Annotated in this window: 11 protein-coding genes; 5 read left to right on the top strand and 6 right to left on the bottom strand. The window is 45.3% G+C overall.

All coding sequences use genetic code 11. The annotated features are described in order from the left end of the window. Positions 1-218: 218 nt before the first annotated feature. The 6 genes from R8G66_28540 to R8G66_28515 form a co-directional block, all read right to left on the bottom strand. The gene (locus R8G66_28540) at positions 219-1,553 is read right to left on the bottom strand and encodes a hypothetical protein (protein MDW3196356.1); all 1,335 of its coding nucleotides are present in this window, start codon (positions 1,551-1,553) and stop codon (positions 219-221) included. 328 nt (positions 1,554-1,881) lie between these two features. Further along, positions 1,882-3,423 carry a YifB family Mg chelatase-like AAA ATPase gene (locus R8G66_28535; protein MDW3196355.1) on the bottom strand — a complete coding sequence of 514 codons (1,542 nt, stop codon included), beginning with the start codon at positions 3,421-3,423 and terminating at the stop codon, positions 1,882-1,884. Position 3,424: 1 nt separating this feature from the next. Then, positions 3,425-4,003: a D-sedoheptulose 7-phosphate isomerase gene (lpcA, locus tag R8G66_28530; GenBank protein ID MDW3196354.1), complete on the bottom strand. Its 579-nt coding sequence runs from the start codon at positions 4,001-4,003 to the stop codon at positions 3,425-3,427. A 26-nt stretch (positions 4,004-4,029) separates the two neighbouring features. Next, positions 4,030-4,374, bottom strand: a complete 345-nt coding sequence (locus tag R8G66_28525; GenBank protein ID MDW3196353.1) for a hypothetical protein — start codon at positions 4,372-4,374, stop codon at positions 4,030-4,032. A 73-nt stretch (positions 4,375-4,447) separates the two neighbouring features. After that, entirely contained in the window at positions 4,448-6,268 is a 1,821-nt protein-coding gene (locus R8G66_28520) for an ABC transporter ATP-binding protein (GenBank protein ID MDW3196352.1), read from the bottom strand. After that, positions 6,269-7,918 (bottom strand): hypothetical protein, encoded by a 1,650-nt coding sequence (locus R8G66_28515; protein ID MDW3196351.1) that lies wholly within the window; start codon positions 7,916-7,918, stop codon positions 6,269-6,271. Positions 7,919-8,110: 192 nt separating this feature from the next. On the opposite strand from R8G66_28515, the gene R8G66_28510 reads away from it, so the two are divergent. The 5 genes from R8G66_28510 to R8G66_28490 all read left to right on the top strand — a co-directional run bounded on the left by R8G66_28510 (position 8,111) and on the right by R8G66_28490 (position 12,530). Beyond that, complete coding sequence (locus R8G66_28510) at positions 8,111-8,356, top strand: type B 50S ribosomal protein L31 (protein MDW3196350.1); 246 nt, start codon at positions 8,111-8,113, stop codon at positions 8,354-8,356. Positions 8,357-8,424: 68 nt separating this feature from the next. After that, the gene (locus R8G66_28505) at positions 8,425-9,600 is read left to right on the top strand and encodes a putative sugar nucleotidyl transferase (protein ID MDW3196349.1); all 1,176 of its coding nucleotides are present in this window, start codon (positions 8,425-8,427) and stop codon (positions 9,598-9,600) included. A 16-nt stretch (positions 9,601-9,616) separates the two neighbouring features. Further along, a complete protein-coding gene (locus R8G66_28500) occupies positions 9,617-10,732 on the top strand; it encodes a DNA polymerase III subunit delta (protein MDW3196348.1) in 1,116 nt (371 codons plus the stop codon). Beyond that, the gene (gene hemC, locus R8G66_28495) at positions 10,732-11,643 is read left to right on the top strand and encodes a hydroxymethylbilane synthase (protein MDW3196347.1); all 912 of its coding nucleotides are present in this window, start codon (positions 10,732-10,734) and stop codon (positions 11,641-11,643) included. Before R8G66_28500 ends, hemC begins: the two co-directional genes overlap by 1 nt. 26 nt (positions 11,644-11,669) lie before the next feature. Further along, positions 11,670-12,530 (top strand): peptidylprolyl isomerase, encoded by an 861-nt coding sequence (locus R8G66_28490; GenBank protein MDW3196346.1) that lies wholly within the window; start codon positions 11,670-11,672, stop codon positions 12,528-12,530. Positions 12,531-12,545: the final 15 nt, after the last annotated feature.

The following is a 12,545-nucleotide window of genomic DNA, read 5'->3' as shown; positions in this document are numbered from 1 at the left end:
AATTCACACAATTAAACAACACAGCTCAGTCGCAATTGTATTGCGACTGAATCTTATTCTGCATTATTTATGCTTACTCATCTATTAACCCATCAATGATTCACGCAGTTCTCCCGACCTAAACTGCGGTACTGGATGGCCCGGAGAGATGTTCGATTTTGATTTCTTCAATTTGGGCCACACCGATGCAAAGCCTGGCTCATCAGATCACTAATCGTTTAAAAATGCTTCTGTTCAAATTCCAGAATCTTATCTTTTGCACCATCTAGCAATGATTTAACAGGCTTGAACGGACTTCCATCAAAATACCTTGGACTGGTCCCGCCACCCATCGGGCTGCCGTGATCTGCATCGATTGACTTTCGCCATTTTTCGGCATGGTTTTTCCATTCTTCCTGATCGACATGCTGTGGAGCAATGAACCAAACGTTCCATGACAAGGTATTTCCATCTTGCAGCATGTGGCCGGAGGCATCATTGAATAAGTCCAGGACAATTTGGTTGAACTCATCAACGATCTCATTATTTTTTGATTTGATGGGACCTATTTCTACATCCAGGTGGGCCACATTCCAGGCGTCCGCTTCATGTTTAGCAAAGTCTGGAATAGGAAACTCAGAAGCAGGTGTTTGGCCCTTCAATAGGGGGAATGTTGTTTCTGGTTTGCCGCCAGGAAGGTAGGTAACGATTTGGATGGCGTTCGCTTTATCCGTAGGGAATGGAAGTTTACTTGCTGCGAACTTATCCCAAAGTCTTTTGATAATTGGATTTTGGTGTGCACTAGGGCTAAACCAGATCTGCCCGATTACCCCCATATCAGCATAAAGGGCTTTTGAGGTTTCATCGGCCCAACCGCGATTACCAGTCACAGTGACTTCCACATTCATACAGCCTAGTCCGGTGAGACAAGTTCCTTGCTGTGGACAAATGATGGAATATACACGACCTTCATTAGTGTAGCCTAACCTGGAAATGTCCGGCGCAAACATGGTATAGCAACGAGAATCTGCATTCCCGGGATCAGTTTCCCAGCTGAACTCCGGCCAAAGTACTTTTTGCTGACGTTGGAGAAGGCCGATGTTATCCATGTTTCCTTTCAAAGGGCCTAATGAACTTAAATCGTGCTTGGGGTAAGCAAAATCCGGATTGGTTTCTACAAATCCACCTACCCAGCCAAGTGCTGGTACCTTCCCTGCTCCTGGTGCATTGCTGTCGAAATCATTGACCCAGAGTTCAATGGGTCCCGTGGATTCGTCGGCATTCTTGATGGGATCATCTTGCGTATTTAGAAGCACTTCAGCTCCGTCTTTTACAATAAAGTAAAGGTCGGGTTTCCGATCTCCCAAAAAGCTGCTAAAATCCAATAAGTTGAAAGTAGCGATGAATTTTCCTTGTGCATCAGTAGTTGTGGTGTCCAGGTAGTCATCTTTGGTCAGGGTGTCTTTGTCATAAACCAGGACATGTAGCCCTGGGATGCCTTGGGTATCTGTGCGGTTTTTTACCGTTCCAGTGACGGTGTATCTTGTACCTATGATGGTAATGGATGTGTTCATGGTAGGTTGTATTTAACTTGTCTATTGCGATTATTTTAATGGATTCAGCTAGGATACACTTCTCATCATCGAATGCCCCACAATGATCCCGCTAATAAATATCAGTATAAATGCAGTTATTTGGAAATATTTTACAGTAGAACTGTTTTGGAGCATAAACATCGCTGAGAGTAGTACTTCGAGTTACGTCAGTCGCAATCGCACTTGTTCAGCATTCAATGATCATATATGAACGGTTGAAGTGAAAGCCAGATTCCCCTATGATTGTGCCTCGCGTCTCGACATGTTCCGTAGGGCATGTCGAGAACAGATAAACCCAAAAGATTGATCAATGATTCGCCCAGTTCTCTCTATCCAAACTGCGGTACTGGATGGCCTCGGCTAGGTGTTCAATTTTGATTTCTTCACTTTGGGACAGGTCCGCGATGGTTCGGGAAACCCGAAGAATACGATCATAAGCACGGGCAGAAAGCCCAAGTCTTTCCATGGCCGTTTTTAGGAGGATTTTCCCGGCTTCATTGATCTTACAGACGTCTTTCACCATTTGACTGGCCATCATGGCATTGTGATGGATGTCTTTCTGTTCCTTAAATCGTTCTTTCTGTGTTTCCCGAGCAATGATTACTCGCTCACGGATCACTTGGCTCGATTCGGCTTTTCGATCAGCGGTCATCTGGTCAAAGGAAACCGGAGTGACTTCCACATGCAAGTCAATGCGATCTAGTAGTGGCCCGCTGACTTTATTGAGGTAGCGTTGAACGCCTCCAGGAGGGCAGACGCATTCTTTGTCCGGGTGATTGTAATAACCACATGGACATGGATTCATACTGGCTATCAGCATGAAATTCGCCGGGAAATCCACCGAGATTTTGGCACGACTGATGGTCACGTGCCTTTCTTCCAGTGGCTGTCTCAGTACTTCCAGTACGGTACGTTTGAATTCAGGAAGCTCATCCAGGAACAGTACCCCATTATGCGCTAGAGAGATCTCTCCAGGCTGTGGGACTCCACCTCCACCGACCAGGGCTACATCACTGATGGTATGATGCGGTGATCGAAATGGACGAATGGCCAACAGGTTAGCATCTTCACCCAATTTGCCAGCTACTGAATGGATCTTCGTGGTTTCTAGTGCCTCATGAAGAGAAAGAGGTGGCAAGATCGAAGGAATGCGCTTGGCCAACATGGTTTTGCCCGCTCCAGGAGGACCAACCATGACAACATTGTGGCCACCAGCTGCGGCAATTTCCATGGCCCGTTTGATGTTTTCCTGTCCTTGCACGTCGCCAAAATCTACGGCATAGGTATCCTGCTCATATTGGAAAATATCACGTGTATCATGATCCAAAGGAGCCATCGGCTTGCTACCATCCAGGTGTTGAATGGCTTCCATGATGTTTTCTACGCCAATCACTTCCAGGTTATCGACTATGGCGGCTTCAGAAGCGTTGGGTTTTGGCAAGATAAACCCTTTGAACCCTTTTTTACGTGCTTCAATGGCAATAGGTAGCGCTCCTTTGATTGGTCGTAAAATGCCATCCAGAGATAGCTCGCCCATGATAATATACTTTTCTAATTCGGGAGCGTGGATCTGTTCGGAGGCGGCCAGGATACCCAGTGCAATGGGCAGGTCATACGAAGACCCTTCCTTTCGGATATCTGCCGGAGCCAAATTAACGACAACTTTCTGTCGCGGCATCCGAAAATCATAATATTTGAGCGCAGCTTCGACGCGCTGTTCACTTTCTTTCACCGCTGAGTCCGGTAAACCCACCATGAAAAATTTAGTACCCTGACCAACGCTTACCTCTACGGTAATAGTGGTGGCATTCACACCGTATACGGCGCTTCCATAAGATTTTGATAGCATATTAAGTTAGTTGTTTTTCGATGAGTAGGATCAGGACATGCAAGACCTTGATGTGCACCTCCTGAATGCGGTCAGAGTGACCTTGATGCGGGACTCGTATCTCATGATCAGTCATCCCGGCAAGCTTTCCACCATCTCTTCCTGTTAGAGCGACGGTTTTCATTCCCCTGGCACTGGCTTCTTCAAAAGCACGGACCATGTTCGGAGAATTTCCGCTGGTACTCAATCCGAGGAGTACATCTTTTTCTGTGCCTATGCCCTGTACATATCGCGCAAATATTTCTTCAAAGCCATAATCATTGCCTACACAGGTGATATGACTCGGATCCGAAATCGCAATCGCAGGAAAAGAGCGCCGATCACCACGAAATCTACCGGTGAGTTCTTCTGCAAAATGCATGGCGTCGCAGTGAGAACCACCATTGCCACAGGCAATAACTTTTCCACCGGAATTAAGTGCTGAGATGATCGTTTGAGCAACCTCATCGATCTTGATCATGTTGTCATCATCACTCAGAAATAGATCCAATACTTTCTTGGATTCCAGCAGTTCGCGTGTAATCAGTGAAATATTCTCCATGTTGTAGTTCGTCCGTGAGTTACAAATTAGTCACGATCGTCAATTTCCAGCTCAGTAAACCCACCTTTAGTTAATTCTTCCTGGGCTTTTTCGTACAGTCTGTTTTGTAAGTCCTTGTTTTCCTCTTGCGCGAGTTTTAGTTTTCTTTTACTTGCCTTCAGGTGGAGATTTTCGATGACCAATTCAATAACCAGTAAAGCTGATAAAATGATCAATAGATTTCTGCCCAGGCTCGGTAATTCCGAAAAATATTTGAACCAGCCCAAGGATTGGAATATCTCCAATGCATGGAACATATCAGCAGATATCCAAATCACAGCAAGGGTGACGAGGATATAAATCGGATAAAATATGAGCTTGAAGGTTTTCATTGATTCAGCCGGTCTCCGCCCAATTGTTCAACAAGTATACGACTTTTGGCGGCTTAATGCTTGTTTAGATCACTCAAAAGGATTGCATTTCTATCAATTTTTTGTAGAGTCCCTCCTGACTCACTAACTCTTCATGCGATCCCATCTGGGCAATACGGCCTTCGTTGATCACTAATATCGTATCAGCGCTTTGGATCGTGCTCAGGCGATGAGCAATCACTAAGGTCGTTCGATCCTTCATTAGATTGAATAGCGCATCTTGCACCAGTCGTTCAGATGCTGAGTCCAAAGCGGAGGTCGCTTCATCCAGGATCAAAAAAGGTGGATTCTTTAATAATGCCCTGGCGATGCTGATGCGTTGCTTCTGACCTCCCGACAGCTTTTCTCCACGTTCCCCGATATTGGTGTCGTAGCCAGCTTCCATTTCTTCAATGAACCCATGCGCATTGGCCAGTTGGGCAACTTTGATCACCTTTTCCAGTGATGCATCCGGTTTTCCAAAAGCGATGTTGTTCCTGATGGTATCGTTGAATAAGATAGATTCCTGTGACACAATTCCCATCATCCCGCGAAGTGAGTCCAGGTTATAGTCCTTTAGATTCATGCCATCAAGCAGGATTTCGCCATCTATAGGATCGTAGAATCGAGGCACCAGATCGGCAATGGTGGACTTTCCTCCACCAGATGGACCCACCAGGGCCACTACTTTTCCCTTGTTGATTTCAAAATTCAATTGATGCAATACCATAGAATCCTCATAAGAAAAGGATACCTTTTTGAAGGAAAACCCTTGCGCTAAGTGTTGTACCTGAATAGCATCCGGCTTATTGTGGATCTTAGTAGTTGAGTCCGTTAACTCGAAGACCCTTTCTGCAGAGACCAATCCGCGTTGGATACCACTGATAGCATTGGAAATGGATTTGGCGGGGGTAATGATCTGTGAGAATACCACCAGAAAGCCAATGAAGGATGAGGCGGGTAACGGGTCTGCTTCATTTAATACCATGGTGCCACCGATGATTATAATCAATGACATGAAACTCACACCTAGAAACTCGGAGACGGGTCGGGCAAAACTTTGTCGAACCGTCAATTTATAGGTGTGCTTTGCATAGTGATCGACCGTATCATTGAATCGATCAACGACATAGTTCCTTGCCGCAAAGGCTTTGACGATACGAATACCGGATAATACTTCATCTAGAATGGAAGAAAGTCCACCGAGTGCATCTTGCGAAAGACGCGCTCTTTTTCGCAGTTTCTTCGTTAGATAGGAAATGGCCACACCCGATAGTGGGATGATTGCGAGCGTGTACAAAGTCAGTTTCGGAGAGATGGTGAGCAAGGCAACGAAGTATGCGATGATCATCAAGGGCTCTTTCAGAAACACTTTGAATAAGTTAATGACCGCAGACTCTACTTGTTGCATATCTACTGTCACCCTGGATATGACATCTCCTTTTCGGTAAGCCGTGAAGTAGCTGATGTCAAAGCGGGAAACGCGCTCGAAGACATCTTTTCTAAGGTTAGAGATCAAACGTATGCGCACTTTGGCCTGTAGCAAGGCGGCGGAAATGCCAAAAAAGTTGGAAAAGAAAAAGGAAGCAACTAGAACGGCACAGACAAAATACAATGCCTGTATTTTACCAGACTCCAGAATCAATTGATTGAAATAAAAGTAAAATAAGTCCTGAAAATAGCCAATGGAAAAGGCAAAACTGGGCAATGTGGTGACCGGCGAAGCTTCCTCATCAAATAACAATTGAATGATCGGGATCAAAACCGAAATATTCACGACACTAAAGATCGTATTGCCTAGCGTTGCCAGCAGGTAGAGTGGAATACGCCGGTCAAAAGGGCGTCCGTATTGGATTACTCTGAGGAAAGTCCGCATTTAAAACCGGTATTGTCTTAGAGGTAAATTCCAACGAACACCCGTTGAGAAAATAGTGGATTGATTGTCTGGTCTGCCATCGGTGGTTTCATTCCTGTAAACCAATTGTAGATCCAGAAAAAGATTGTGTTTCCACATGTAAGAGGCCGTAAAGGTGCCTAATACAAGTGTAGAAGCGATGCCCTGCCCGATTTCATGCCCAAAGTCACTTTCGCGATTATTAGTATTGATCAGTGGATTTCTGCCGATACTAAACCCATTGACCGGGCCGGAACCATAATCGGCTAACAACAGAGTAGATTCCAGGAACAACCGATCAATGGGTTGGTATTTAAGTTTGGTGATCAATTCTCTGAAATTCGCGCCAAGCGGGTGCCCCAACGGCTGCCGATAGTGAGAATAGTTTGTAAATGGACCGTCGTGGCCATAGGTGAAGGGTCGGGCTTGATTAAACTCCAACTGTCCATCCAGTCCATCTGCGAATAAGTTGAAGTACTTCAGACCAAATTGGAAGCCATATTTGTTGCCCCACCAGCCATTGCCAGCCCTGAGTTCACTGATCACCAGTTCATCCAATACAAATTGCCCATAGAGTTGCGCGGTTTTTCGGATGTTCCAGCTGAAATCCATTCCTACAATGACATTATTGGCACTACCATCCTGTTGTTCCAGGGCGCCATAAAAGATGATAGGATTCAGGTATTGTACTTCCAGACCTCCGCCACCCAGTGAATCTGGCTGACCATTGATGACCGTTTCGAACAAGCCGATATGCAGATTGTCATTGACTGCAAAGTCCAGGTGATGCAGTGATAAGTATTTTTTGGGATAGTCGCGGCTGCCAAGCGTACCACCGTCGAAGAAGAACACATCGGCGATCAACTCAGCAAATAAGTTGGTGTATTTGAACTTCCAAACCTCCGTTGAGAGTCGCAGGTAGGGATACCTGTTGCTAAAATCAGACAAGATCAAAGACCTTTCGCCATTGCCTATAAAGTGACGTCCAAAGCCAAACTGGGCATTCATGTGTTTGGTCAGTCCAAAATTCACGTAGCCCTCTGCTCGTAAAAAGTCGTAACCATCGTCATTGAAACTCTTCCAAAAGCCTTCATATGGGATGAGCCCTACTGTGTCCTGAACAGCTTGCACATAAGCAGGTAGGCGCATTTGGTTTTCCTGCAACATCGTGTAGAAAGAGACCTTTTGGTCGATGCTGCCTCTTAATTCAACGCCTCTGGTATTGATGAACAGGTTACTAGAAACCTCCGGGTCTCGCCCGAACGCAAAGTGAAGTTGAGGATTCAGGTGAAAGTCAAAATTCGGTGTTCGGACACTGACAAAATCTGATTCATATTGGAAGAACCTTCTGGGTTTGGGTTTCTGAGACCTCCCCAATAAGGTGTCGGCGTGCAGTTCGCGATTCTCCAGTCGTAAATAATCCTCATTGAAGGAATGGGTTCCTTGAGCTGAGGGAGGTAGTCGCCTTTCGAATGGCTTGACCGTACTGAATTTCAGTTCACCTGAGAGCACCTCGAATTTATCCAGCAGGTCGTATTGCATGGACCCCAGAGGAATGTCCGTTTTTTGACCATGGGCAAGCGCCACTTGAAAGAGGCAAAACAGAGCTATAAGTTTTCTTAGATTTGTCATGCAGAAGCTTCGTTGAGGCTTTGAACGTGCATATTTGATGTGAAAGTAAGGAAGTTTATGGGTGAAAGGCACCGAATATTAATTTATTTCACATTGATGTTTTCTCATACCATATAATTATTCTACATTTGCAGTCCTTTTTTACGAGGGGTCTGGTAAACACAGAAAAGCCAGAAGCTAAATTTGATAGAGATGAAAAAAGATATTCACCCAGAATACAAAGAAGTAGTTTTCCTGGACACTACTAGTGACTTCAAATTCCTGACTAAGTCTACGATGAACTCTAAGGAGACCATCAAGTGGGAGGACGGAAATGAATATCCCCTGGTTAAAGTCGAAGTAAGCTCTGCTTCACACCCATTCTACACCGGTAAGAAAATCTTCTTGGATACTGCTGGTCGGGTTGAGAAATTCAACAGAAAATACAAAAAGAAGTAAGTATTACTTCTCATTAACTTATAAGGAAAGTCTTCTACTCGCGTAGAGGACTTTTTATTTTTGCGGCCATGCAAATCACCTTATTCGATCATCCTGAGGATCATCAAAACCTGCTTCCGGTAACGTACCTCAAAAGCATTTCGGACATTAGAATTGGGATTTTTACCATTAAGGAAAAATGGGAAAAGCATCTCAACCAATCCGTAGATGCTCTGGTAGTTGCGTATCAGCAAGGTAAATATCCTGTTTCCCGTGATTTTGAATTATTAATTCGAAGCAACGTGCTTCCCGATGGTGAATTGATCCATGCCATCAATGCTTTATCAATCGGAGAAAAGCTAGTTCAGGAAAACCTGATCATTGCTGCTCGAGTTGGAGCTTCGTTTGATCCGTCAGACCTAAATTTTGAAACACTTAATTCGGTTTCATACGGCGGGAAAGTGTCCGTGATTCGTAGAAGCTGGGATATTTTTCAGCATAATGGAGTGGCGATCACGGCAGATTTTCAATTGCTGGACCGCTCAGCCAGTGGTACGATCAGTGATCCACATACCATCACTTACGGATCAGAGATCTACATCGAAGCAGGTGCTTCTATTAGAGCAGCTACCCTCAATTCGGAGACAGGGCCTATTTACATCGGGAATAATGCAGAGATCCAGGAAGGAGCGATGATCCGTGGACCATTTGCGTTAGGAGACCATAGCGTCGTAAATATGGGGGCCAAGCTTCGAGGCGGGGTGACCTTGGGACCATACTGTAAAATTGGCGGGGAAGCCTCCTATTGCGTGATGCAAGGCTATTCCAATAAAGGCCATGATGGTTATTTGGGATCGTCGGTGATCGGGGAATGGTGCAATTTGGGAGCGGATACCAATAACTCCAATCTCAAAAACAATTATGAGAACGTGAAAATGTGGGATTACGCTCAACGCAGGTTCATCGATACCGGACTGCAGTTTTGTGGACTGATCATGGGAGATCATTCCAAAAGCGCGATCAATACCATGTTTAATACAGGAACAACCATCGGTATTTCTGCCAACATATTTGGCGCAGGCTTCCCAAGAAATATCATTCCTTCATTTTCCTGGGGTGGAGCCGCCAAGACCATTCCCTACAGACTGGATAAAGCACTAGAGACGATGGAACGAGTGATGGCAAGAAGGGAAAAAACACTAACAGATGTGGACAAAGCCATGATGACCCATATCTTTGACCAAACTGCTCATATGAGGCCGTAATTGATAACCATAGAGGATGCAATTTTCCGATATCCCCGGACATGATGAATTGAAAGAAACCCTTCGAGCATCGGTGACTCGAAACCACATGGCACATGCCCAACTCTTTCACGGGAATGAAGGTGGGGCTGCTTTGCCATTGGCACGGGCCTTTGCTTCGTATATCCTCTGTGAAAACAGAACTGAAACCGATTCTTGTGGTGTTTGTCCGGCTTGCGTAAAAAGCGGTAAATCCATTCACCCGGATGTGCATTACTTCTACCCCAGAGCATCCGTAAAATCCGATCCAGCCAAGGCGGCGGCCCAACTTAAACAATGGCGAATCTTCCTGGCTGATCAGCCCTACAGTAACCTGGAAGCCTGGGCGCAGATGGCCGAAATGGATAATAAACAGCTTCAGATCGGTAAGGATGATTCGCGTGAGGTCATCAAAACGGTCAGCATGAAGGCATTTGAAGGGCAATTCAAAATCATCCTGATCTGGTACCCGGAGATGATGAATGGCTCCGCAGCCAATGCACTGCTAAAAGTACTGGAAGAACCACCAGCGAAGACCATTTACCTGTTGGTGGGTTACGCTATCGAGCAGATCATTTCAACCATCACCTCGCGGACGCAATTGGTGAAGGTGGCGCCATTCAGTGATGATGACATGGTTCATCACCTGACCCAGCAAGGCGCTTCTGAAACGGAAGCCCGACAAGCAGTAAGAGTTGCTGAAGGAAGCATCCTCAAGGCGAAGAAATTATTAGATCATGCAGATGAATTGGAACACGAAGAGTTCCAGCAATGGATGCGTGATTGCTTGCGTGGTGATTATACATCTATGGTAAAACTCAGTGAGGAGTTTTCTCAGGTCGGAAAATCCAGACAACAAGGCAAAATGAGCTTTTGGCTGAACCTGATACGGGAGTCATTGTTGGCGAAGAGCGATACCATGGAGCTGACCGCCAGTATGGGTCAAGAGTCAGAGTTTATCAAGAAATTCAGTGGGGCAGTTTCATTTGAGTCACTCGAAGGGATCTACAGGTTGATCAATGATGAGATCTATCACCTCACACGAAATGCCAATCCACGGGTCACACATCTGAACCTGTCATTGCAAATCAGTCAATTGCTAAGGAAAAAGTAATGAAGATCAGCATAGGAACCCGAAAAAGTAAGTTAGCCCTCTGGCAAGCGGAGTTTGTAGCGGATCAGCTAAGATCAGCCGGTGCCTCTGTCGAATTGGTGACTATGGAAACCAAGGGTGATAAGAAATTAGACGTCTCCATTTCTAAGATCGGTTCCAAAGGGGTATTTACAGAGGAATTGGAAGAAAAACTTGCCAATGGCGAAATAGACATTGCTGTGCACAGCGCTAAAGACATGCAATCGTCATTGCCTGAGGGATTTCAAATCATTGCATTTTCAGAGCGAGAGCAAGCCAATGACGTGCTGATCAGTGACCAATCAGTCAACCTGGATAAGGAAGGTCTTGTCGTAGGGACTTCTTCTACACGACGTGTGGCGACCTTGCGGCATTACTATCCGCACATCAAGATCGTTGATATGCGAGGAAATTTACAGACTCGAATCCAGAAGATGCGGGATGGCGCTTGCGATGCTTTGATTTTGGCGTATGCCGGCGTGCACCGCATGGGCTACCACGATATGATCCAACAGCATTTGCCATTAGACAAGTTCACACCAGCGGTAGGACAAGGAAGCGTTGCCATCGAGGTAAACCAAAATTTGGCAGCGGATAAAATTGCATTTGTTAGAGATACCCTGAATCACGAGTCTACCGAACAAATTTTACGTGCGGAACGCAGTTACTTGAGAAGACTTGATGGTGGCTGTAGTATTCCGGTATTTGGCCTGGCCCGACACGAAGCAGGAGCTATCCAAATGTCCGGAGGGATCATCAGTCTGGATGGACAACAAAAGATAGATCTTCAACAATCAGGCAACGATCCTGAAAAGTTGGGTGTTGCTTTAGCAGAAGAAGTATTAGCAGCGGGTGGAGATCAAATTCTCCGCGAGATAAAAGATAGTTTATGATATTTGACGGAATAAAAATGGAAAATATGAAGCAAAAATTGATTGGACTTTCCCTGATGATGGGAGTCATGTTGATGTCAATCAGTTGTAGCAACAACGAAGCACCCAATGAGAGTGAAGACTATCTGATCACGATCAGCACACCAGAGGGTGACATGAAAGCCATTCTTTTTGATGAGACGCCACTTCACAAGAAGAATTTCATCGAATTGGCGAAAGCGGGAAAATATGATGGTAACATTTGGCACCGGGTCATTGAAGGATTCATGATCCAGGGAGGAGATATCTACCGGGGAACAGAAGAACAAGAGCCTGCTGATGGAAAAATTCCTGCAGAGATTATACCTGGATTTTTTCACAAGAAAGGAGCGATTGCCGCAGCCCGTCAGGGAGATCAGATCAATCCAAAGAAAATGTCAAGTAGTTGCCAGTTCTATGTGGTACAAGGCAGTCCTTACGAGGAACTGACCTGCGATCAATTTACCCTCAATAATAAGATGTCAGAGCTTTTGGGTCGTCCAGAATTTGGAGATCTGCTTGCCGAATTTCAGGAATTGGCAGCTAAAAGAGACAATCGTGGGATGAATCAGTTGGCGTTGGAGAACAGAGAACTTGTAGAAGAAGAGTTCGGTATTGACCTTTACAAGCCGTTACCTCCCGATGCTGATGCCGCGTATAAAGGAACCAGTGGCACACCAGGCCTGGACGGACAATACACGGTATTTGGTCAGGTTTTGGAAGGATTTGATGTGATTGATAAAATTGCTGCTGTAAATACAGTTGGTCCTCCTACAGATACGCCAGTTGAGGACATCACTTTGTCTGTTTCGGTGGAAACCGTGACCAAAGCAGAAATCACAGAAAAGTACGGATATCAATACAAATAAGGGATAAAGAATAGG

This window comes from Cytophagales bacterium (assembly GCA_033344775.1).
GTDB lineage: Bacteria > Bacteroidota > Bacteroidia > Cytophagales > Cyclobacteriaceae > JAWPMT01.
The sequence above is the reverse complement of the archived record's forward strand: the minus strand, read 5'-3'. Positions and strand labels throughout refer to the sequence as shown.

Coding starts and splice junctions, on each gene's coding strand:
- lpcA (MDW3196354.1), bottom strand. CDS start 4,003: ATGGAGAATATTTCACTGATTACACGCGAACTGCTGGAATCCAAGAAA.
- R8G66_28540 (MDW3196356.1), bottom strand. CDS start 1,553: ATGAACACATCCATTACCATCATAGGTACAAGATACACCGTCACTGGA.
- hemC (MDW3196347.1), top strand. CDS start 10,732: ATGAAGATCAGCATAGGAACCCGAAAAAGTAAGTTAGCCCTCTGGCAA.
- R8G66_28520 (MDW3196352.1), bottom strand. CDS start 6,268: ATGCGGACTTTCCTCAGAGTAATCCAATACGGACGCCCTTTTGACCGG.
- R8G66_28515 (MDW3196351.1), bottom strand. CDS start 7,918: ATGACAAATCTAAGAAAACTTATAGCTCTGTTTTGCCTCTTTCAAGTG.
- R8G66_28535 (MDW3196355.1), bottom strand. CDS start 3,423: ATGCTATCAAAATCTTATGGAAGCGCCGTATACGGTGTGAATGCCACC.
- R8G66_28490 (MDW3196346.1), top strand. CDS start 11,670: ATGAAGCAAAAATTGATTGGACTTTCCCTGATGATGGGAGTCATGTTG.
- R8G66_28505 (MDW3196349.1), top strand. CDS start 8,425: ATGCAAATCACCTTATTCGATCATCCTGAGGATCATCAAAACCTGCTT.
- R8G66_28510 (MDW3196350.1), top strand. CDS start 8,111: ATGAAAAAAGATATTCACCCAGAATACAAAGAAGTAGTTTTCCTGGAC.
- R8G66_28525 (MDW3196353.1), bottom strand. CDS start 4,374: ATGAAAACCTTCAAGCTCATATTTTATCCGATTTATATCCTCGTCACC.
- R8G66_28500 (MDW3196348.1), top strand. CDS start 9,617: ATGCAATTTTCCGATATCCCCGGACATGATGAATTGAAAGAAACCCTT.